The organism is Duganella sp. FT27W (assembly GCF_009295655.1).
Taxonomy (GTDB): Bacteria; Pseudomonadota; Gammaproteobacteria; order Burkholderiales; family Burkholderiaceae_D; genus Rugamonas; species Rugamonas zoogloeoides.
Genome location: NZ_WHIV01000003.1, coordinates 33,840 through 55,012, shown reverse-complemented (window position 1 = coordinate 55,012; position 21,173 = coordinate 33,840). Strand labels below are relative to the sequence as shown.

General features: G+C 63.8%; 18 protein-coding genes. 10 read left to right on the top strand and 8 right to left on the bottom strand.

The genetic code is table 11. From position 1 onward, the window contains the following. The first annotated feature begins 18 nt into the window (after window positions 1–18). The 7 genes from F8197_RS12095 (at window position 19) to F8197_RS12065 (ending at window position 7,238) form a co-directional block, all read left to right on the top strand. Window positions 19–819: a TatD family hydrolase gene (locus F8197_RS12095; protein ID WP_373996854.1), complete on the top strand. Its 801-nt coding sequence runs from the start codon at window positions 19–21 to the stop codon at window positions 817–819. A 116-nt stretch (window positions 820–935) separates the two neighbouring features. Continuing rightward, window positions 936–1,784 (top strand): CsgG/HfaB family protein, encoded by an 849-nt coding sequence (locus F8197_RS12090; protein ID WP_152882101.1) that lies wholly within the window; start codon window positions 936–938, stop codon window positions 1,782–1,784. Window positions 1,785–1,857: 73 nt separating this feature from the next. Then, complete coding sequence (locus F8197_RS12085) at window positions 1,858–4,389, top strand: DNA internalization-related competence protein ComEC/Rec2 (RefSeq protein ID WP_152882100.1); 2,532 nt, start codon at window positions 1,858–1,860, stop codon at window positions 4,387–4,389. Window positions 4,390–4,511: 122 nt separating this feature from the next. Further along, entirely contained in the window at window positions 4,512–5,345 is an 834-nt protein-coding gene (locus F8197_RS12080; protein WP_373996853.1) for an alpha/beta hydrolase, read from the top strand. A 54-nt stretch (window positions 5,346–5,399) separates the two neighbouring features. Further along, on the top strand, window positions 5,400–5,966 hold the full coding sequence (gene dcd / locus F8197_RS12075) for a dCTP deaminase (RefSeq protein ID WP_026637094.1): 567 nt from the start codon (window positions 5,400–5,402) through the stop codon (window positions 5,964–5,966). Window positions 5,967–6,022: 56 nt separating this feature from the next. Continuing rightward, entirely contained in the window at window positions 6,023–6,754 is a 732-nt protein-coding gene (locus F8197_RS12070; RefSeq protein WP_152882099.1) for a bifunctional 2-polyprenyl-6-hydroxyphenol methylase/3-demethylubiquinol 3-O-methyltransferase UbiG, read from the top strand. A 112-nt stretch (window positions 6,755–6,866) separates the two neighbouring features. Then, complete coding sequence (locus F8197_RS12065; RefSeq protein WP_152882098.1) at window positions 6,867–7,238, top strand: FlxA-like family protein; 372 nt, start codon at window positions 6,867–6,869, stop codon at window positions 7,236–7,238. A 111-nt stretch (window positions 7,239–7,349) separates the two neighbouring features. Here the strand turns inward: F8197_RS12065 and F8197_RS12060 are convergent, their stop codons facing one another. Together F8197_RS12060 and F8197_RS12055 are read right to left on the bottom strand one after the other, a co-directional pair. Continuing rightward, complete coding sequence (locus F8197_RS12060) at window positions 7,350–8,897, bottom strand: sensor histidine kinase (RefSeq protein ID WP_373996852.1); 1,548 nt, start codon at window positions 8,895–8,897, stop codon at window positions 7,350–7,352. A gap of 4 nt (window positions 8,898–8,901) precedes the next feature. Beyond that, complete coding sequence (locus F8197_RS12055; protein WP_019920796.1) at window positions 8,902–9,594, bottom strand: response regulator transcription factor; 693 nt, start codon at window positions 9,592–9,594, stop codon at window positions 8,902–8,904. Window positions 9,595–9,797: 203 nt separating this feature from the next. Here F8197_RS12055 and F8197_RS12050 point away from each other — a divergent pair, with 203 nt between their 5' ends. Beyond that, window positions 9,798–10,382, top strand: a complete 585-nt coding sequence (locus F8197_RS12050; RefSeq protein WP_152882097.1) for a Spy/CpxP family protein refolding chaperone — start codon at window positions 9,798–9,800, stop codon at window positions 10,380–10,382. A 67-nt stretch (window positions 10,383–10,449) separates the two neighbouring features. Next, window positions 10,450–11,340, top strand: coding sequence for an intradiol ring-cleavage dioxygenase (locus F8197_RS12045; protein ID WP_152882096.1), 891 nt, complete (start codon window positions 10,450–10,452; stop codon window positions 11,338–11,340). Window positions 11,341–11,393: 53 nt separating this feature from the next. Here F8197_RS12045 and F8197_RS12040 read toward each other — a convergent pair whose 3' ends face one another. From F8197_RS12040 to F8197_RS12030, 3 genes are all read right to left on the bottom strand, one after another. Further along, window positions 11,394–11,585, bottom strand: coding sequence for a YqaE/Pmp3 family membrane protein (locus F8197_RS12040; RefSeq protein WP_019920800.1), 192 nt, complete (start codon window positions 11,583–11,585; stop codon window positions 11,394–11,396). A gap of 135 nt (window positions 11,586–11,720) precedes the next feature. Then, window positions 11,721–13,973, bottom strand: a complete 2,253-nt coding sequence (locus F8197_RS12035; RefSeq protein ID WP_019920801.1) for an arginine/lysine/ornithine decarboxylase — start codon at window positions 13,971–13,973, stop codon at window positions 11,721–11,723. A 217-nt stretch (window positions 13,974–14,190) separates the two neighbouring features. After that, on the bottom strand, window positions 14,191–14,676 hold the full coding sequence (locus F8197_RS12030; protein WP_152882095.1) for a dihydrofolate reductase: 486 nt from the start codon (window positions 14,674–14,676) through the stop codon (window positions 14,191–14,193). A gap of 195 nt (window positions 14,677–14,871) precedes the next feature. On the opposite strand from F8197_RS12030, the gene F8197_RS12025 reads away from it, so the two are divergent. Beyond that, window positions 14,872–17,763, top strand: coding sequence for an insulinase family protein (locus F8197_RS12025; RefSeq protein ID WP_152882094.1), 2,892 nt, complete (start codon window positions 14,872–14,874; stop codon window positions 17,761–17,763). 62 nt (window positions 17,764–17,825) lie between these two features. On the opposite strand, the gene F8197_RS12020 is transcribed toward F8197_RS12025, so the two are convergent. From F8197_RS12020 to F8197_RS12010, 3 genes are all read right to left on the bottom strand, one after another. Continuing rightward, on the bottom strand, window positions 17,826–18,527 hold the full coding sequence (locus F8197_RS12020; protein WP_152882093.1) for an alpha/beta fold hydrolase: 702 nt from the start codon (window positions 18,525–18,527) through the stop codon (window positions 17,826–17,828). Next, on the bottom strand, window positions 18,524–19,495 hold the full coding sequence (locus F8197_RS12015) for a thymidylate synthase (protein ID WP_152882092.1): 972 nt from the start codon (window positions 19,493–19,495) through the stop codon (window positions 18,524–18,526). The genes F8197_RS12020 and F8197_RS12015 overlap by 4 nt, the downstream gene beginning before the upstream one ends. Before the next feature lie 107 nt (window positions 19,496–19,602). After that, window positions 19,603–21,144: a DEAD/DEAH box helicase gene (locus F8197_RS12010; protein WP_152882091.1), complete on the bottom strand. Its 1,542-nt coding sequence runs from the start codon at window positions 21,142–21,144 to the stop codon at window positions 19,603–19,605. Window positions 21,145–21,173 lie beyond the last annotated feature (29 nt).

Sequence of the window (21,173 nt, the reverse complement as noted above, 5' to 3'; positions counted from 1 at the left end):
CGGCTGAAGGAGCACATCGTGTGGATCGATACGCATTGCCATCTTGACGCCGGCGAGTTCGGCGACGAATCCATTGCCCAGGCGGTATTGGCGCAGCAGCAGGGCGTGGACATGATCGTCATCCCGGCGGTGGAAGTGGCCACCTTTGCCACCGTGGCGCAACTGGCCGCCGGCATTCCGAACGGCTGTTACGCGCTGGGCATCCACCCGATCTTCGTGCCGCACGCCAAAGACGACGACTTGCGCGTGATGCGCGAGCAAGTGGCCGCTGCCATGGACGATCCGCTGTTTGTCGCCATCGGCGAAGTGGGCCTCGATTTCTTCATCCCGATGCTGTGCGAACCGGCCATGCGCGAGAAGCAGGTCTTCTTCTTCCGCGAACAACTGCGCATCGCGCGTGATTTCGGTCTGCCGATCCTGACCCACGTGCGCAAGTCGCAGGACGTGGTGCTTAAGCACGTGCGCCAGATCACGCCGAACGGTGGCATCGCCCACGCCTTCAACGGCAGTTTCCAGCAGGCGCAGGGTTACATCGATGTCGGCTTCAAACTGGGTTTTGGCGGCGCCATGACCTTTACGCGCGCGCTGCAGATCCGGCGCCTGGCAGCCGAGTTGCCGCTGGAGGCTATTGTGCTGGAGACCGACGCACCCGATATCTCGCCGGCGTGGGTGCATCCGGGGCGCAATAGTCCGGATCAGATTCCCAGGATTGGCTCGGTACTGGCGGAGTTGCGGGGGATGTCGGTGGAGGACGTGGCGGTGGCCAGTACGGCTGCGGCCAGGGCGGTGTTGCCGAGGATGAAGCTGGCAGCCGATTGAGCGGTATCAAGGCCTGCCTGACGTCGGTATAAGCGCCACATTTGGCGCGCGTGGGCCGGAGCATAATGGTTCTTTGACTATTGTCATAAATGAATCATTGCTCACGGAAGACTCTCATGATCGCCTATCCCCGCCTGCTGCTCTGCCTGCTGTTCTGCTTGCTGCACCGTGTGTCGCGCTGCCTCCTGTGCAGCCTGTTGCTGCTACCCGTCCTGTGCCTGGCCGACCCCAGCGATGTCTCCGAACGCCAGATCGATGTCCCCAAGTGCGCCACGCCGGCGGCCAAGGTGGTTTTCACCGAATTCAAGTGCAAGTCTGCCGATTGCAGTTCGGGCGCCGGGCAGCAGGATCCGCGCCAGTATCGCTGGTGGCAGTCGGGCGGCACCGTCTCGCAGCCGCATTACACCGGGGTGGGTACCGGCATGACCGAAATGCTGGCGACCGCGCTCACGCAAACCGGCTGCTTCGACGTCCAGGAGCGCGCCGAGCTCGAGGAAATCCACCGCGAAATGGCGCTGATGGGTAAGCGGGTGGAGGCAGAAGCCGCCGATTACATGATCACCGGCTCGATCACTTCGCTCGGCTTCGAACAAAGCTCCACCGGCCTCGGTGGACTGAGTTTTCTCAAGGGGCCGCTCGGCCTGATAGCCGGCGCCGTGGACTACAAGCAGTCGAAAGTACATATGAACATCGACATTCGCGTGGTCGATGTGCGGCGCGCGCGCATTATCGCTTCCAAGACTTTTCAGGCGAACAACCAGAAGAACGGTTTCGGCGTCTCGGCCATGGGCTGGGGTGGTGGTACCGGCCTTGGTGGCAATCATGCCAGCATCAGCGGTTCACCGCTGGAGGAAGTCGCGCGCGATTTGCTGGTCAAATCGACGGCCTTCCTGACTGAGACCATCGCCGCCAGGAATATTACCGAGCACGTGGTGGTCAAGGCCGGGGAGGTGGCGGCGAAATAGCTCGCAGCACTTGACCCTGTGTTTGAGCTGATGGCTTCGAAGCCGACAATCCGTTGACTGACGGGGACGCGCGATGAGGACGGCAATCATCGGATTTGCCATCGGTACGGCCTGCTTGCAGCAGCAGGCAGCGCTGCCGGAACCCGCTGTCCTCGTCGCTGGCGTGGCTGGTTTAATAGTTTTCCTGGTCGCCGGGCATTGCCTGTTCAGGATACTGTCGCAGCATGGCAGCGCCTGGGCCGTGGTCTTTATCAGCCAAGGCAGCGCCGTGTGGCCCAGAGGTTTGATCAAGCTGGCGTCTGGCGTGGCGGGATTTATTGCCGGCTTTTTGTGGGCCGCGTGGCTGGCCCACCGCGCCATGGCGCCGTCGTTGGCGCCTGACGACGAGGGCCGCGACTTCATCGTCATCGGCACCATCGATAATCTGCCCTACCGTTTCGCCCAGGGCGTGCGCTTCAACTTTGCCGTGGAGCGGGTGGAAGATCGTAATGGCACCGCCATCCTGCCGAAGCCGGTGCCACCGCGCATCGCCATCTCCTGGTACAGCGGCTTTCGCGATCAACGGACCGACGTGGTCGGTGACGTGCAGCCAGGTGAGCGCTGGCGCCTGACGGTCCGGCTGCAACGCCCTCACGGCAACGCCAACCCGCACACCTTCGACTACGAAGCGTGGCTGCTGGAGCAGGGCGTGCGCGCCACCGGCTACGTGCGCGCCGACCGCGACAACCGCCGACTCGAGGCGTTTGTGGTCAGCGCCGGCAATCTGGTCGAGCGCAGCCGCGCGGCGTTGCGCTCGCGCATCGAGCTGGCCCTGGACGGCAAGCAGTACGCGGGCGTGATCGTCGCGCTGGTGGTGGGAGACCAGCGCGGCATCGGGCAATCGGACTGGCAGGTGTTCAACCGCACCGGCATCGGTCACCTGGTCAGCATCAGTGGCCTGCATATCACGATGGTGGCCGGGCTGTTCGCGCTGGTGGCCTTGACGCTGTGGCGGCACTCGTTTTTTACCGGCGCCCAGTTGCCGTTGCTGCTACCGGCGCAAAAGGTGGCGGCGCTGGTCGGAGCGGTCAGCGCGCTGTTGTACGTGCTGCTGGCCGGCTTTGGCGTGCCCGCGCAGCGCACGCTGTACATGCTGATCGTGTTGGCGGTGGCGCTGTGGTGCAACCGCTTGGCCGACTTTTCGCACGTGTTGTGCACGGCGCTGGGCGTGGTGATGGTCATCGATCCGTGGGCCGTGCTGTGGCCGGGCTTCTGGCTGTCGTTTGGTGCGGTGGCAATCATCGTGTATGCCACGGCGGGGCGGACCACGGCACGGCCAGTGCGCCTGCAACCGGGCGAGGCGCAGCCCGCCGAGCCGATTTACACGCGCGCACAGGCGTGGGTGAAACAGCTGTGGCCGGCGCTGAGGCTGGGCGCGCATACGCAATATGCCGTCACGCTTGGTTTGCTGCCGCTGACGATGCTGCTGTTCTCGCAGGTGTCCATCATCAGCCCGGTAGCCAACGCGGTGGCGATCCCGTTGATCAGCCTGATCATCACGCCGCTGGCGTTGGCTGGCAGCATGTTGCCGGCTGTGCTAGGTACGCCGTTGCTGGTGCTGGCGCATGCGCTGGTCGAGTGGCTGGCGGCTTGCTTGGTATGGTTCAGCGGACTGCGCTACGCGGTGTGGACCGCGCCGGTGCCGCCGTGGTGGCTGTTTTGCCTTGCCATGTCCGGTACCCTCTGGCTGCTGGCGCCGCGCGGCTGGCCGGCGCGCTGGCTGGGGCTGGCGACGTGGATACCGTTGCTGGCGGCCGAATCCGTGCATCCGGCACCGGGACGGATGACCGTCACCGCCTTCGACGTGGGGCAGGGCATGGCGCTACTGATCGAGACCAGCGGCCACCGGCTGCTGTACGACACCGGCCCCGCCTATGGCCCGGACAGCAATGCGGGCGGACGCGTGCTGGTGCCGTATCTGCGGGCGCGCGGCATCGGCAGGATCGATGGCATGGTGGTGAGCCATAGCGATGTCGATCATGCGGGCGGTGCGCTGGCGGTGCTGGACAATGTTCGCGCGGACTGGGTGCTGTCGTCGTTGAGTTCCGGCCATCCGATTGCCCAGGCGGCGCGCCGGCATGTGCGGTGCGCGGCTGGCCAGCGCTGGACCTGGGACGGCGTGCTGTTCGAAGTGCTGCACCCGTTGGCCGCCAGCCATGCGGATGCCGCGCTGAAATCGAACGCGCGCAGTTGCGTGCTGCGTATTACGGCAGCCGGTAGAGCGGTACTGCTGGCTGGCGATATCGAAGCAGCGCAGGAAGCGCAACTGCTGGCGCGCGACGCCGGACGATTGCGTGCCGACGTGCTGCTGGCGCCCCACCACGGCAGCGGCACCAGTTCCATGCCCGCATTCTTGCGGGCGGTACAGCCGCAGACGGCGATCTTCCAGGTCGGACGTCGTAATCGCTACCAGCACCCCAAAAAAGAAGTCTATGAGCGCTATGGCGAATTGGGCATCGAACGCCTGCGCACCGACCGCACCGGCGCGCTCACGCTCGACTTCGGCCCCAGGCTGGAGATCCGCGCCTACCGGCAAACCAACGCCCGCTACTGGCATGACCGATAGAATGGCATAGCTGGCGCACAGCGTCGGGGCAAGCGGCCGTTTAGAACCTTTCCACCAAGCAGGGCAGACATCCACCCGTTACAATTGGCAGCTAACATAAAAACAATCTACGGAGATCGCCCGTGAGCCTGCCCAAGCTTCATTTTGCCCACGCCAACAGTTACCCGGCCGGTGTGTATCGCCAGATGTTCGGCCGCCTGGGCGAACACTTCGACCTGCAGGCGCTGGACATGCACGCCCACAACCCGCATTACCCGGTCACCGACTGCTGGCCGCACCTGGTGGACGAGTATATTGCCGAGCTGGTGGCGCGCTACACCGAGCCGGTGATCCTGGTCGGCCATTCGCTGGGCGGCATGCTCAGCCTGTTGGTGGCGTACCAGCGGCCCGACCTGGTGCGCTGCGTGGTGATGCTCGATGCGCCCGTCGTGGCCGGCTGGAGGGCGCTGGTGTGGCGCCTGATCAAGCTCGCGGGCAAAGAGTACGACATGCCGCCAGCCAAGTTCTCCAAGCGCCGTCGCTTCGTCTGGCCCGATGCCGAGACCGCTTATCAACACTTCGCTGCCAAGGATATTTTTGCCGCCTGGGCCCCGGGCGTGCTGGCCGATTACATCGCCTGCGGCCTCAAGCCGCACCCGGATGGCGTGCAACTGCGTTATACGCGCGAAGTCGAAACCAAGGTGTATGCGACGCTGCCGCATCACCTCGGTGGCATCCTGCGTCGCGGGCTCAAGGTGCCGATCGGCTTTATCGGCGGCGCCGATTCGTGGGAAACCAGCCAGTCGGGCCACCAGCACACCAAGGCGCTGGTGGCATCGCACTTCCGCATCGTGGCCGGCGGCCACTTGTTTCCGATGGAGACGCCGCTGGTGGCGGCGGACGCCACCATAGAAATGATCGGCGAATTACTGATGGAGCAGCCTAAAAATATGTTGAAGGCCGGTGCTTTCGCGTAAAATCTCGTCCATTCGGCGCAGCCGCGCCCTCCCAGCACTCAGGATGACTTTGCGATGACGATTAAAAGCGATAAATGGATACGCCGCATGGCGCAAGAGCACGGCATGATCGAGCCGTTTTTCCCGGACCAGGTGCGCATGGAAGAAGGCCGCAAGGTCATCTCCTACGGCACCTCGTCGTACGGCTACGACATCCGCTGCGCCGACGAATTCAAGGTGTTTACCAACATTAACAGCACCATCGTTGATCCGAAGAACTTCGACTCGAACTCGTTCGTCGATATCAAGAGCGACGTCTGCATCATTCCGCCGAACTCGTTCGCGCTGGCCCGCACCGTCGAATACTTCCGCATTCCGCGCAGCGTGCTGACCGTGTGCCTTGGTAAATCGACCTATGCCCGCTGCGGCATCATCGTCAACGTCACCCCGTTCGAACCGGAATGGGAAGGTTATGTGACCCTGGAATTCTCCAACACCACGCCGCTGCCCGCCAAGATCTACGCCGGCGAGGGCTGCGCCCAGGTGCTGTTCTTCGAAAGCGACGAGCTGTGCGACGTCTCGTACAAGGACCGCAACGGCAAATACCAGGGACAACACGGCGTGACCCTGCCGCGCGCATAACTGTGCGCGAGCCTGCAATCGATTAAAATTTGCTTTTTAATTAATCAGGCGACCAGATGGCAACGCAAGGCGAGCACGAGTATTTCGAAAAAATTGGCCATGACGGCATGCAGCATGCCACGCACAAGCCGTGGTCCGATGCCGAATGCGGACTGTACCTGATGGAGCTTGGCGCCATGCTCGGCTTGATGCCGGAGCGCGGCCGCTTGCTCGACATGGGCTGCGGCACCGGGTGGACCAGCGTGATGTTCGCCAAGCGCGGCTACGATGTGGTTGGTACCGACCTGGTGCCGCAGGCGATTGCGGCCGGTTACCAGCTCAAGGAAAAGGAAGGTCTGGAAAACCTCCAGTTCGTGGCGGCGGACTACGAGTCGCTTTCTTTCCGTGAAGAGTTCGACGTGGTGGTGTTTTTCGACTGCCTGCATCACGCGGTGGACGAAGTGAGCGCCCTGCAGAGCGCCTGGCGCGCCCTGAAGCCGGGCGGTATCTGCATTACCTCGGAACCCGGTTTGGGCCATGCGCGTCGGTCTGCCGCTGTGATGGCGGAATTCGGCACGACCGAGCGCGATATGCATCCGGCCAAGATCATCCGTTCAGGCAAAAAAGCAGGCTTCCGCGAATTCAGCGTACATCCGCATGCCTCTTATCTCTACATTGCCTTGTACCGCCAGACCGCCAACAGCCGCCTCGGCAAACTGCTGCGAATACCCGGCATGCGTACCTTGGTCGGCTTGTTTACCGTGCTGCTGTCGAAGCACCAGGCAGGGATCGTGGTGCTGCGAAAATAAACGCCAGCGGCCGGCGGTCTTAACGCTGCTTTACATCGCTTTACATGACGCGGGCTTCGGCCCGCATTTGCTTTGCCGTTAACTGTTTAACAGAAACGTCAGGGAGCAAAAAATGGTATCAGCAGTAGGATCGAGCACGGCAGCGGTGAGCACGAGCGGCGCATCGTCGGAAAGCAGCACCATCGCCAACCTGCAAAAGCAGATGCAGGCGCTGCAGAAGGATTTGACGGAGGCGAACAAGGATACTTCCGAGACGGGCCAGGCCAAGGCCAAGCTGCTGCAAACGCAGGTGGACGCGCTCCAGCAGCAAATCGCCCAGTTGCAGGCGCAGGCCGCGCAGAAGGCACAGCAACAGCAGGCCGCATCGGCTGCCTCGGCCACAGCAGCCGATACCGCCACCACCGACACGGCAACCGCCACCAGTACCAGCGCCGTCAAGTCACGCTACGACACGCTCGGTTCCATCATCGATACGACGGCTTAAACTACACGCTCCATGACGGCGGCCACCAGCGCCGCCGACGCCCGGTACAACAGCACATGGCCGCGCAACAGCACCGTGGCGCAGGCGCGAGGCGAATGATTCATCCATGGCTCAAATCGGCTTGACCGGCAAGATGATCTCCACGCACAGCCCGCCACCTTCGCGATTGCTGGCACGGATGACACCGCCATGCGCTTCGATCACGTGCTGGGCAATGGCCAGGCCCAGGCCGTGGCCTTCGGTGCTGGCGTTGCTGGAACGGAAGAACGGTTGGAAGATGGTGTCCAGGTCGGCTGGCGCCACGCCGGGGCCACGGTCCAGCACGCGTATCGACAGGCGTTGCGCACCGGGCAGTGTCTGCACTTGCAGTTGCACCTCGCCACCCTCGGGGCTGTGCTTGATGGCGTTGCGCACCACGTTTTCGATGGCACGGCCCAGCAGGTCGGTCTGGCCGATCACGATCACGTCGGCTTCGCCGTGCTGCGTGACGCTGCGCTGCTGGCTGGTCGCTTCGAAGCGGGCGTCATCGGCAATCTGGTCGATCAGGTCGGCCATGCTGATTTCTTCCTGGCTGGCCTTGATGGCGCCCGCTTCCAGGCGGGCCAGCGTGAGCAGCTCACCGACCAGCTTGTCCATGCGTACGCTTTCGCGCTCGACTCGCTCCATCGACGCTGCCATCTTGTCGGGCTGCTGGTGGGCCAGGCCGATCGCCGCCTGCAGGCGCGCCAGCGGCGAGCGCAGTTCGTGCGAGACGTCGTGCAGCAGGCGGGTCTGGCCGTCGATCAGGCTGCGCAGGCGCGCGGTCATGCGGTCGAAGTCGCGGCCCAGGTCGTTGAGTTCGGTACCGCGCTTGCCGGTGGCATTGACAAAGCGCGGCGACAGATCGCCGCCGGCGGCAGCGTCGAACGCCTGGCGTAGCGCCTGGATCGGACGCGAAAAATACCAGGCCAGCAGGAACGAGAACAGCAGGCTGGCCAGCACGGCCGCCACCAGCGGCACCCACGGCGTGAGCGGCTGGAAGCGCGGGCCCATCGGTCCGCGCATGTCGCCGCCGGGCGGCCCGCGCAGCTCGGCGCTAGGCGCTCCACCCGGATTCATCTGGCCTCCTGGTCCGCCTTGACCGGTCCGGTTCGGTTGCCCCGGCTGCTCCCAGCGTGGCGGCGGCTGGCCACCGGGCATGCCCTCGCGGTTCATGAACATGCGCACGTCGCGGTCGTTAATACCAAGCAGCGAGCGCTCCTTGTCGTAGCCGCGCATCCGTTCCGACGACGGCAGGAACAGCAGGTAGCGGTTGCCTTGCGGATCATAGACATGGCGCACCACGCGGCGGCGCTCTTCGTCGCGCAGCAGGGCGCGCGATTCGCGCAGCATGGCGTCGCTGACGATGCGCCCCAGCAGCTCACGACCGGCATCGTTGACGGCGTACACGCGGCGGCGGTCCATGTTTTCCAGCATGCGCTTGAGGGCGTTGGCGCCGCCAAACTCGAGCGTGGCGGCAGCGGAATTGATTGCCATCTCCGCCGGCGGGCTGGTGTCAATGTCGGTTTGCTCGGCCTGCTGGTTGCGGTTCTTGAGCCACACCGCGCCGCCGATGCCCACGGTGGCCGCCAGTTGCGCCAGCAGGATGCACACGAAGAACTTCCAGAACAAACGGCCCACAGGCTTACTCCTTGATCAGCTGATAGCCCAGGCGGTACACGGTTTGCAGGCACGAGCGGCCGTCGGCGATGGTGCCGAGCTTGTGGCGCAGGCTCGAGAGGTGAACGTCGATGTTGCGGTCGAAGCGCGCCAGCGGGCGGCCCAGGCCCTGTTCCGACAGGGTGTTCTTGCTGACCGGGCGGCCGGCGTTGCGGGCCAGCACTTCGAGCAGGTTGAATTCGGTGCTGGTCAGCTCCAGCTTGCCGCCGGCCCAGGTGGCGCGCCGCTGTTCCGGCCACATGGTCAGCTGGCCCACCACGATGGCCGAGGCGTTGCCGCTATCGGCCGGCACGCTGTGGGCGCGGCGCAGGATGGCGCGGATGCGCGCAGTCAGTTCGCGTGGGGTGCACGGCTTGGCGACGTAATCGTCGGCGCCCAGCTCCAGGCCCACGATGCGGTCGGTGTCGTCGCCGCGGCCGGTCAGCATCAGGATCGGCAACTGGCTGTTGGTGCGGATGCGGCGCAGAGTTTCCAGGCCGTTCATGCGCGGCATCATGACATCGAGAATGGCGATCGCATAGGCACCGGTACTCGCCTCGATGGTGCCGGCCTCGCCATCGTGCACGGCCTTGACGTCGAAACCTTCCTGTTCCAGGTATTCCTTGAACATACCGACCAGTTCGATGTCGTCGTCTATCAGCAGTACTTTGCTCTTCATGTGCAGCGATTCTTTCTATGGGGATCGCCCATCATAACAGCGCCTTCGGCGTGCCAGCGCCGTTTTACCCGGTTTTACAACGCGTTACTTTGCGGAAATGGGCTATCAAAACAACATCTTTACCTTGTTTTACCGGAGCTTTACGGCACTTAAACCGGGGCGACCGGAAAATACTGGTTCGCTTAGCAACCATGGATGAACGCATGAAAAACTCCACGCACCGTTTGAACCACCTCCTGCTGGCTGCTGCTGTCGCGCTGCTATTGTTGTCCGTCACCAGCGCCGTGCGCTCGGCCGATATGAGTGCCGACCATCGGCCCGCCATGGAAGAAGGGCGGGGCGGCGGCCACGGTGGCGGTCCTGATGGTCCCGACGGCGGCGCCGGCGGCCGTGGTTCGATGGGCCCGCCGCCAGGCGCGGGTTTCAGCTTCGGACCTGGCCCCGGCCCAGGCTTCGGCCCGCAGGCGCCGCTGTTCCGTGGCGTCGAACTGACCGAGGCCCAGGAAGACAGGATCTTCGCCATCCTGCACGCCGAAAAACCGTACCTGCGCGAGCAGGCCAAGGCGGCCGGCAAGGCCCACGAAGCGCTGCGTGCCTTGGCCGAGACTGACAAGTACGACGACGCCAAGGCTGCCGCACTGGCCCAGGCGGCGGCCACGGCCAGCGCCAACATCGAATTGCAGCACGTGCGTACCCGACAGAAATTGCTGGCCGTGCTCACGCCCGAGCAGCGCAAGCAACAAGACCAGGAACGCCCCGACGACCGGCCACGCCGCCAGCGTCCCTGATCGCGCAGCCGTCGCAGCGAGCCACCTTCAGCAGAGCACATTAAACGAAAAACAGGGAGCAAGCCTCATGCATAACCACGATAGCCACGATAGCCACCACGACCACAGCCTGGCCGCCGACCTGGCCGCCATGCTCAACCTGAACAGCGACCGCCGCCAGACCTTGCGCTGGCTGCTGGCCGGCGCGTCGGCGCTGCCGATCCTCGGTTGCGGCGGTGGTTCGGATGGGGACACCTCGACCGGCACGACCACCACTACGCCGGCAACCGGCACCACCACCACGCCCGTGACCACTACCACGCCGACCGGTTCGTGCTCGGTGATTCCGGAAGAAACCGGCGGTCCGTATCCGGCCGACGGTACCAACAGCAACGCCAGCGGCGTAGTCAACGTGCTCACGCAGTCGGGCGTGGTGCGCAGCGATATTCGCAGCAGCTTCAATGGCGCCACCGGCACGGCGGCCGGTATCCCGCTGACCATCAAGCTGCAGATCGTCAATGTAAACGGCAGTTGCGCCACGCTGGAAGGCTTTGCCGTGTACCTGTGGCACTGCGACCGCGATGGTAACTACTCGCTGTACTCGAGCGGCGTGACCACGCAAAATTACCTGCGCGGTGTGCAGGTGAGTGACAGCAGTGGCAATGTGAGTTTTACGTCGATTTATCCGGGTTGCTACTCAGGCCGGGTGCCGCACGTGCACTTCGAGGTGTACCGCACGCTGGCTTCCGCTACCAGTGCCTCGAACCGCCTCAAGACATCGCAGTTCGCGTTCCCGGATGCGCCCAGCAATGCCGTTTACGCCACCACCGGCTACAGCGCCAGCGTGCGCAATATGGCGGCGATCAGCCTGGCGACGGACAATGTGTTCAGCGACGGCGCAACGCTGCAAACGGTGACCATCACCGGCGATGTCACCGATGGCTACGTGGCGACGCTGACGGTGGGTGTATCGGCCTGACGACGACTGAACTTCAGCAGCACGATAAAGGCAGCCGAGGCTGCCTTTATTGTTTACCGTCCGCCCATGGCGTTGCGGATTTTCTGGTCGGTCTTGTACTGGCTCAGCGCGTACACAGCCCAGATCGCGGCGGGCAGCCAGCCGATGACCGTGACTTGCAGGATCAGGCAAATGATGCCAGCCATCGGACGACCGATGGTGAAAAAGGTGAGCCACGGCAGCAGCAGTGCAATGATCAGGCGCATACGTTTATCTCTCTTGGCCTGCGAACGACAGGGGCGTTCGGACAACATGTCCGTAGAACCAATTTAGCATAAAAAAAGAGCGGCCGAAGCCGCTCTCTCTCGTGCAGTGTGAGGCAGTAAACACTGCCTGCTACATCACTGTTTCACGCAATCGACGAAGTAACCGCGCTTGCCGTCCACTTCGCGTTTCACCAGGCCGTGCACGTCGGTTTCGAAGCCGGGGAAGCGCTCGTTGAAGTCACGCGCGAAGCGCAGGTAATCGACGATGGTCTTGTTGAAACGCTCGCCCGGGATCAACAGCGGAATGCCCGGTGGGTAAGGCGTCAACAGGATCGACGTGATGCGGCCTTCCAGGTCTTCGATCGCCACGCGCTCGATTTCGCGGTGCGCCATCTTGGCAAACGCGTCCGACGGTTTCATGGCCGGGATCATGTCCGACAAGTACATCTCGGTGGTGAGGCGCGCCACGTCGTAGGCTTTATAGAAGTCGTGGATCTGCTGGCACAGGTCGCGCAGGCCCATCGACTCGTAGGTCGGGTTGGCCGCCGCGAACTCGGGCAGGATGCGCCACATAGGCTGGTTCTTGTCGTAGTCGTCCTTGAACTGCTGCAGCGCCGTCAGCAGCGTGTTCCAGCGGCCCTTGGTGATGCCGATGGTGAACATGATGAAGAACGAGTACAGGCCGCACTTCTCGATGATCACGCCGTGTTCGGCCAGGTACTTGGTGACGATCGATGCCGGAATGCCGCTGTCGGCAAACTGGCCGTCGAGCGACAGGCCCGGGTTGACGATGGTGGCCTTGATCGGGTCGAGCATGTTGAAGTTGGGCGCCAGGTCGCCGAAGCCGTGCCAGTCGTCTTCCGCCTTGATCACCCAGTCTTCGCGCGAGCCGATGCCTTCTTCGGCAAATTCCTGTGGGCCCCATACCTTGAACCACCAGTCTTTGCCCCACTCGGCGTCGATCTTCTTCATGGCGCGGCGGAAATCCAGCGCTTCGAGGATCGATTCTTCCACCAGTGCGGTGCCGCCCGGCGCTTCCATCATGGCAGCTGCGACGTCGCACGAAGCGATGATCGAGTACTGCGGCGACGTGGACGTGTGCATCAGGTACGCCTCGTTGAAGGCGTCGCGGTCGAGCTTGACCGACTCCGATTCACGCACCAGCACTTGCGAGGCCTGCGACAGGCCGGCGAGCAGCTTGTGGGTCGATTGGGTCGAGAAGATCATCGACTCTTTCGCGCGCGGACGGTCCTTGCCGATCGCGTGCATGTCCTTGTAAAAATCGTGGAAGGTGGCGTGCGGCAGCCAGGCTTCGTCGAAGTGCAGGGTGTCGATCTGGCCGTCGAGCAGCTCGCGCAGCGTTTCAACGTTGTACACCACGCCGTCGTAGGTCGATTGCGTGATGGTCAGGATGCGCGGCTTCTTGTTGACGGCTTCGCGCGCGAACGGGTTGGCTTCGATCTTGCGGCGGATGCTCTCCATCGAGAATTCGGCCAGCGGGATCGGGCCGATGATGCCCAGGTGATTCCGGGTAGGCATCAGGAACACGGGGATCGCGCCGCACATGATGATCGAGTGCAGAATCGACTTGTGGCAGTTACGGTCGACGACCACGATGTCGCCCGGCGCCACAGTGGAGTGCCATACCATCTTGTTTGACGTGGAGGTGCCGTTGGTCACGAAATAGCAGTGGTCGGCGTTGAAGATGCGCGCGGCATTGCGCTCGGACTTGGCCACCGGACCGGTGTGGTCGAGCAGCTGGCCCAGTTCTTCGACGGCGTTGCAGACGTCGGCGCGCAGCATGTTCTCGCCAAAAAACTGGTGGAACATCTGGCCGATCGGCGATTTCAGGAACGCCACGCCGCCCGAGTGGCCGGGGCAGTGCCACGAGTACGAACCGTCGTTGGCGTATTCCACCAGCGCGCGGAAGAACGGCGGCGCCAGGCCGTCGAGGTAGGACTTGGCTTCGCGGATGATGTGGCGCGCCACGAATTCCGGCGTGTCCTCGAACATGTGGATGAAGCCGTGCAGTTCGCGCAGAATATCGTTGGGGATGTGGCGCGAAGTGCGGGTTTCGCCGTACAGGTAGATCGGGATGTCGGCGTTTTTATGGCGGATCTCTTCGACGAACGCGCGCAGCGATTTGAGCGCCACGTCGGTTTCCTCGAACGAGCCGGCGCCGAATTCCTCGTCGTCGATCGACAGCACGAAGGCCGACGCGCGCGACTGCTGCTGGGCGAACTGGGACAGGTCGCCGTAGCTGGTCACGCCCACCACTTCCATGCCTTCTTTTTCCATCGCATCGGCCAGGGCACGAATGCCTAAACCGGACGTGTTCTCGGAACGGAAATCCTCGTCGATGATGACGATGGGGAAACGAAATTTCATGCATGTCTCCAAAAAAGCAAGCCGCCCAACTCTTTGTATAAGGGGCGGCCCTGGGCGCGACCACTGTAGTACAGCGTCGCCGAAAAAAATAAGAACGGGATTCTCGCAGAAATGCAGCCGCTGCGGGGAAAAAATATCATATCTAAATACGGCCAAACCCGGGCAGAATGCCGCACCGGTGTGACCGCATTGTTACATTATGCGGTACAAGCGGCATTTATCCGCGCCGGCTGTACGTGACAAACGCGTAGGGCAGGCCGGATGCGGCCGCAACATGGCTTTCGCGGGCGGTTTCCTGCCAGGCGGCGGCGTCGATTTCCGGGAAAAAGGCGTCGCAAGCGAAGGTCTGGCCGATTTCGGTGACGACCAGGGTGGTAGCCAGCGCCATCGACTGGGCGTAAATCTCGGCGCCGCCGATGACATAGCCGTCTGTGCCATCCAATAACGCTACTGCCTCCTCGAGCGAGGCGACCGTCTCGGCGCCGTCGTGGCGCCAGTCCGCGTTGCGGGTGACGACGACATTGCGGCGGTTGGGCAGCGGGCGGCCGATCGATTCGAACGTCTTGCGGCCCATGATGATCGGATGGCCGGTGGTGAGGCGCTTGAAATGCGCCAGGTCTTCCGGCAGCTTCCAGGGCAGGGTGTTGTTGATGCCGATGCCGCGTTGCTGGTCGGTGGCGACGATGATGGTCAGGTTACGCATGAAAATACCGGTTCTGGGATGGAATAGCCGACATTATCGCGGAAATCGGCGGGTGCGGCCATTCGACAGCGAGGCAGCTGCACCCGGTCGTACGCCTTGTCCGACGAGATTGCCGATCTGCGTTACACTGTGTGATACGTACCACCCTCTGAAATCCGGCTTTTTTAGCCTAACGAAAAGCCCAACCGAGTGCCTATGACGACGACTTTTGAAAAAATCGGCAGCCGCGTGATCCCCGCGCTGCAAGCCACCGTAGAAGAATACATTTCACCGCGCACCGGTGCGCGCCACATTCACCTCGCCAGCGACCAGGCTGAAAAGGTGTTTCTCGTGGCGTTCCCCACCGTGCCCGATGTCAGCGACGGCCGTGCCCACATTCTGGAGCACCTGTCGCTGTGCGGCTCGCAGCGCTACCCGGTGCGCGACCCCTTCTTCTCGATGATGCGCCGGTCCACGGCCACGTTCATGAACGCGTTCACCTACGCCGACCGCACCGTCTATCCGTTCTCGAGCACCGACAGCAAGGATTTCTACAACCTGCTCGACGTGTACCTCGACGCCACGTTCTTCCCCAACCTCGACTACCTGAACTTCCTGCAGGAAGGCTGGCGCTACGTTCTCAAGGACGGCAAGCTCGGTTACCAGGGCGTGGTGTTCAACGAAATGAAGGGCGCCTTCAACGATCCGATCCGCGCGCTGTACAGCGGCATCGAGCACACGCTGCTGGCCGGCACCACGTACGAAGTCGAATCGGGCGGCGATCCGTTGGTGATCCCGGAACTGACGCACCAGATGCTCAAGGACTTCCACGCCAGCCATTACCACCCGTCGCAAGCCGTGTTCATGACCGCCGGCGATATCAGCGCGGTGGAAGTGCAGCAGCAGATCGAGGAAAAAGTGCTGTCCAAGCTGCCGGCATCGACCGCGCCGCGCATGCTGCCCGAACTGGCCGCCGCCTGGACTGAGCCGAAATCGAACGAAGTGCGCATCCCGTCGCAAACCGCCAAGCCCGACGAGCACGGTGTGCAGCTCACGTGGCTGATGGGCGAATCGTCCGACATCGATGTGTTCTTCAATACCTACCTGCTGTCTTCCGGCCTGTTGGGCGACTCGTCGTCGCCGGTCATGAAGGCCATGGAATCGGCCGGCTTCGGTCGTCCGTCCGCGCTCAATGGCCAGGACAACGGTCCGCGCCAGATGATTTTCCACCTCGGCATGGAAGGCCTGACCGAACCGCAGATCGAAGAAGCGCGCGCCCGCATCTGGGCCGCGCTGGAGCGCGCCGCGGAAGAGGGCGTGCCGACCGAATCGTTGCAGGCGGCCTTGCGCGACGTGCGCTACAGCCAGCGCGATACCGCATCGGGCCGCATGCCCAACGCGCTGTCGCGCCTGCTGAACGCGCTGCCGATCTCGATGCGCGACGGCGACGTGTTCCTCGCCTTCGACAACGAAGAGCACCTGGTCAAGCTGGAACAGGCAATCGCGGATCCGGCTTACTTCAAGGGCCTGGTGCGCAAGCTGCTCGACAATCCTACCCGCCTGATCACCCGCGTGGTGCCGGACGCCGACTACTTCAAGAAGCGCGACGCGGTCGAGGAAGCCCGCCTGGAAGAGCGTACGCGCGCCCTGACCGACGCGGAGCGTGCCCGCATCGAGCAGGAATCGGCCCAACTCGAAGCGCACCAGCAGCTGCCGTCGAACTCCGACGTGCTGCCGCGTATCCGCCCAAGCGACGTCAGCGCCGAGCCGCGCGCTGCGTTGCCGCTGCCGTCGCCATTGGCCGACGCCGGCGACGCCATCGTGCTGCCGTTCGCGATTGCCTCCAATGGTCTGTCGTATCTGCGCGTCAGCTATGACGTTTCCGGCTTCGCGGTCGAAGACTGGCCGTGGCTGCGCCTGTGGGTGGACCTGGTCACGCAACTGGGCGTGGGCGACATGGACTACGAAGACGCCGATGCCTGGCGCCAGCGCATGGCCCCTTCGTACGACCTCAATTTCGACGCCACCCAGCACCCGGGCGGCCACCTGAGCATGGAACTGTGGTTCTCCGCCAGCGGCCTGCGCGAAGAACACGCGAACATCGCGCAACTGGTCTCGCGCAGCCTGGCCGAAGCGCGCTTCGACGAGCATGAGCGCCTGGCGTTCCTGATCGACAGCCAGGTGCAGGACCGCCTGAACGGCCTGGCGCAGTCGGGTAACCGCTACGCCATGCTCACTGCCGCTGCGCCATTGTCGGTGCTGCGCCGCTTCGAGGATATCGTCAGCGGCGCCGCCAGCCTGGCGTTCCAGGGCGAGCTGCTGGAACTGAGCAAAACGCCGGAAGGCCTTGCGCACATCGCCGGTCGCCTGAATGCACTGCACCAGCGCGTGATCGCCATCACTCCGACCGTGCTCGCTGCCGGCGCCGGTAATGACGGTGAAGCGCTGGGCCGCCTGCTCAAGTTGCCGGCCTCGCAAGCGGCCGTACCCGCCGTGGCGCCCAAGCTGGAAGCCATCGCGCTGGAAAACGCCGGCCTGCACGCGGTCAGCCAGATCAACCACTGCGTGGTGTCGTACCGCGCCCCGATGATGCAGGAAGATGGCGCCGCAGCGTTGGCAGTTGCCGCCGAACTGATGACCAACCAGCTGCTGCACGTGGCGCTGCGCGAAAAAGGTGGTGCCTACGGCGGCAACGCCGGCTACAACGGCGGCACCGGCACTTTCCTGATGGCGTCGTATCGCGATCCGCGCCTGGGCGAAACCTATGCCGACTTCGATACCGCCATCGACGACCTGCTCACCGGCGAGTTCTCGCAGGAGATGCTGGAAGAGGCGATCATCTGCGTGATCAAGGGCATGGACAAGCCCAACTCGCCGTACGACCAGGTGCTGCACGCCTGGGGCCTGAAACGCCGTGGCATCGACCAGGCCCTGCGCCAGCGCTTCCGCACCGAGGTGCTCACGTGCAGCATGGACCAGATCCGCACTGCGGTGCGCACCTGGCTCAAGAACGGCGAACCTAGCCGCGCGGCGTTTGTCGGCGATGTGACCAAGGATGTGGCGGGGTTGAAGGTCGTGGATTTGCTGAGCCTGGCCAAGAAGGCCTGATGTAATCAGGCCCGAAAAAAAAAGCCTGCGGTGATCGCAGGCTTTTTTCATGGTGCAGTCGTTCAGCGGTAGAACGCGTTCAGCAGGTCTGCCAGCGGCTCGGGCGCTTCCAGCGGAATCATGTGCCCTGTGTCTTGCGCAATCATCTCCAGCCGCGCAGCGGGCAGGCGTGAGGCCATGTCGCGCAGATCGGCTGCAGGTACCAGCTGGTCGCCGTCGGCGCCCACAATCAGCACCGGGAACGGCAACTCGTGCAGCCGGTCCATGTAATCGACGCGGTCGATGGTGGTGGTGAACTGCGCCAGCAGCACCTCTTTACCCAGGTCCACGGCCATTTGCTGGATCACGCCGGTGATCGACTCGTCGGCCATGTGAGCGGGATGCAGCAGCTCGCGCAGGCGCTGGCGCGTCATGCCCGAATAGGCATTCTTTTCCAGCATGGCGACAATGCGCTTGCGCGCTTGCGCTTCCGTCGGCAGCAAACCCTTGCAGGAGTTGGCGATCAGGACCAGCGTCCCGATGCGCTCCGGGTGCGCCACCGCGTATTCCACGGCCAGGTAGGCGCCCAGCGAAAATCCCACCAGGTTGGTTTTTGGGGCGCTGTGCGCGGCGATCAGTTCGCGCATCTGCTCGCGCGTGCGTGCCTTGTGCAGCGGCACGTGATTCAGGTCGAAACCGCCCAGCAGCGGCGCCACGCGCGACCACATGCGCTCGTCGCACAGCGTACCTGGGATCAGGTCGAGACGATTTTTCCGGTCCGTCATACCGCCATGGGCGCGGTGAGCGGCGCGTGGTGTTGGTAGCCTTCGAGCGAGAAGTCGGATGGTTCGATTTTTTCCAGCCATTCCGGCTCGTACTTGCCGGTGCTGGCGAAGTCCGGCACGCGGTCCGAGATGCGCAGCTGCGGCGCCGCGAACGGCGTGCGGGTGAGCTGCTCCTTGACCATGTCCATGTGGTTCTCGTAGATGTGCGCATCGCCGATGAAGTAGCTGAACCAGCGCGGCGTGTAGCCGGTGAGGCGGCCCACCAGGTGCATCAGCGCGGCGCCCTCGGCCAGGTTGAACGGCGTACCCAGTCCCAGGTCGTTCGAGCGCACGTACAGGCACATCGACAGCTCGCGCGTGGTCGGATTCGGGATGAACTGGTACAGCAAATGGCACGCGGGCAGGGCGACCGAATCGAGCACCGCCGGGTTCCAGCCGTGGAACAGGATGCGGCGGCTGCCCGGGTTGTTGATGATGGTGTCGAGGCATTCGCGCAGTTGGTCGATCGACTTATGCAGCAGCACCTTGGTCGCGCCGTTGTCTTCGAATTGCGAGATCAGGCGGAAGCCGTTCTTCTGGGCGTCGGCGATTTGCGCGTGCTGCTCCACGTCCAGCAGCTTGAAGCCGGGCCACTGGCGCCACTGCACGCCATACACGGGACCGAGGTCGTCTTCACCGAGGCGGTACGGATTATCGAGCCACTGCTGGTTTTCGTTGGCATTCTGATCCCAGACCTTGCAGCCCAGCGCGCGGAACTCGGCCGCGTTGCGCGAAGCGCGCATGAAGGCGCACAGCTCGCCGATCACGGACTTGAACGCCAGCCGCTTGGTGGTCACGGCCGGAAAACCCTCGCGCAGGTCGAAGCGCATCATGGCGCCGGGGACGCTGAGCGTGCGGATGCCGGTGCGGTTGTCCTGCCAGCTGCCGGTGTCGAGGATGGTTTGGATCAGGTCCAGGTATTGCTTCATTTGAATCTCCAACGTGGTGCGGAAGCACGCTTTGTCGGTGCCATCCCGGGGATCGGGAATACCCGAAGGCGGGTATTTTAGCAGGACCGCACCTCCAACGTCGAAGCTTAGCGTGGGCCAGCCTTGGGCTTGCGGCTTCCTGCCTGCGCCATGACCTTGCCGGCAGCGCGCGCCAGCGATTTGGCGCCGCGCCCTCCGGTGACCACGATGGCGCCTTGTGGCGCAGCCGCCTTGGCCGGCGACCGGGACCCAGGCTTGCTGCCACCAGCGGCCGGGCCGGACGGCGCGCGCGCCGCTGGCTTGCCACCGCCGGCAACCCCTTTGGCGCCGCCAGCCGATGCCGCTGCCTTGCCGTTGCGACCAGCCGCAGGCGAAGGAGCTGCTGAAGGCGCACGCGCCGCCTGCTTGCCACCCGCCGGCCCCGTAAACGGCCGCTTCTTCTTGCCCGGCGGCGCCGCAGCAGCTTTTTTAGCCGCCGCTGCCGCCGCTGCGGCAGGCGCGGTTTCCGGCACCCGGTGGTCGGCCTCGAAGCCCGGCTCCTCGAAGCGCGCGATCACCTGGCGTGTCATGGTTTCGATGGCTTTCAACATGTCCGCTTCATCGGCGCACACCAGCGAAATCGCTTCGCCTTCCAGTCCGGCACGGCCGGTGCGGCCGATGCGGTGGATGTAGTCTTCCGCCACCGAGGGCAGGTCGAAATTGACCACTTGCGGCAGCGCCTCGATATCGAGACCGCGCGCGGCGACATCGGTGGCCACCAGCAGCTGCACTTCGGCCTTTTTAAAACGGGCCAGTGCCTTGAGGCGCGCCGGCTGGGTCTTGTCGCCGTGGATGGTATCGGCCGTGACGCCGTGGTCGTGCAGGGTTTTGACCAACAGCTCGGCGCCCTTGCGGGTTTTGACGAACACCAGCACCTGGCGCCAGCCGAATTTGGCCAGCAGGTGCAGCAGCAATTCCGGCTTCCTGCGCTTGTCGGTCGGGATCAGCCATTGACGTACCGACTTGGTGATCGAGTTGCTGGCCTCGACCTGCACGGTGACCGGGTCCTTGAGCAGGCCCTTGGTCAGCTTGCGGATCTCGTCCGAGAACGTGGCGGAAAACAGCAAGGTCTGGCGCTGTTTCGGCAGGGCAGCGAGCAGGATATCGAGGTCGCGCTCGAACCCCAGGTCCAGCATGCGGTCCGCTTCGTCGAGCACCAGCGTTTGCAGCTGCTTGAAGCTCACCGCACCCTGGTCGAGCAAGTCGATCAGGCGGCCGGGCGTGGCCACCAGCACATCGAGCCCCTTGCGCAGCTTGGCGATCTGCGGCTCGATCGGCACGCCGCCGTAGGCGACAGCGGCGCGCAGCGGCAGGTTGCCGCCGTAGCTGCGGAAGCTCTCGAACACCTGTTCGGCCAGTTCGCGGGTAGGCGCCAGCACCAGGCAGCGCACGGCCGTGGGCGCATTTTCGCCTTCCAGGGTCAGGCGTTGCAGGATGGGCAGGGCGAAGCCGGCGGTCTTGCCGGTGCCGGTTTGGGCGGCGGCCATCAGGTCGCGGCCCGCCAGCACGGCGGGAATCGCCTGCTTCTGGACCGGCGTCGGCTGCTTGTAGCCCAGGGTGTCCAGCGTTTGCAGGAGGGGGGCGATCAGGCCCAGTGCTTGGAAAGTCATGGTATGTGCAGTGATATCGTTCAACAGCG

What these genes read in the sequence shown, in the direction of transcription:
- F8197_RS12090 (WP_152882101.1), top strand. Translation starts at nt 936, where the DNA reads ATGATCGCCTATCCCCGCCTGCTGCTCTGCCTGCTGTTCTGCTTGCTG.
- F8197_RS12085 (WP_152882100.1), top strand. Translation starts at nt 1,858, where the DNA reads ATGAGGACGGCAATCATCGGATTTGCCATCGGTACGGCCTGCTTGCAG.
- dcd (WP_026637094.1), top strand. Translation starts at nt 5,400, where the DNA reads ATGACGATTAAAAGCGATAAATGGATACGCCGCATGGCGCAAGAGCAC.
- F8197_RS12070 (WP_152882099.1), top strand. Translation starts at nt 6,023, where the DNA reads ATGGCAACGCAAGGCGAGCACGAGTATTTCGAAAAAATTGGCCATGAC.
- F8197_RS12065 (WP_152882098.1), top strand. Translation starts at nt 6,867, where the DNA reads ATGGTATCAGCAGTAGGATCGAGCACGGCAGCGGTGAGCACGAGCGGC.
- F8197_RS12055 (WP_019920796.1), bottom strand. Translation starts at nt 9,594, where the DNA reads ATGAAGAGCAAAGTACTGCTGATAGACGACGACATCGAACTGGTCGGT.
- F8197_RS12050 (WP_152882097.1), top strand. Translation starts at nt 9,798, where the DNA reads ATGAAAAACTCCACGCACCGTTTGAACCACCTCCTGCTGGCTGCTGCT.
- F8197_RS12045 (WP_152882096.1), top strand. Translation starts at nt 10,450, where the DNA reads ATGCATAACCACGATAGCCACGATAGCCACCACGACCACAGCCTGGCC.
- F8197_RS12040 (WP_019920800.1), bottom strand. Translation starts at nt 11,585, where the DNA reads ATGCGCCTGATCATTGCACTGCTGCTGCCGTGGCTCACCTTTTTCACC.
- F8197_RS12035 (WP_019920801.1), bottom strand. Translation starts at nt 13,973, where the DNA reads ATGAAATTTCGTTTCCCCATCGTCATCATCGACGAGGATTTCCGTTCC.
- F8197_RS12030 (WP_152882095.1), bottom strand. Translation starts at nt 14,676, where the DNA reads ATGCGTAACCTGACCATCATCGTCGCCACCGACCAGCAACGCGGCATC.
- F8197_RS12025 (WP_152882094.1), top strand. Translation starts at nt 14,872, where the DNA reads ATGACGACGACTTTTGAAAAAATCGGCAGCCGCGTGATCCCCGCGCTG.
- F8197_RS12020 (WP_152882093.1), bottom strand. Translation starts at nt 18,527, where the DNA reads ATGACGGACCGGAAAAATCGTCTCGACCTGATCCCAGGTACGCTGTGC.
- F8197_RS12015 (WP_152882092.1), bottom strand. Translation starts at nt 19,495, where the DNA reads ATGAAGCAATACCTGGACCTGATCCAAACCATCCTCGACACCGGCAGC.
- F8197_RS12010 (WP_152882091.1), bottom strand. Translation starts at nt 21,144, where the DNA reads ATGACTTTCCAAGCACTGGGCCTGATCGCCCCCCTCCTGCAAACGCTG.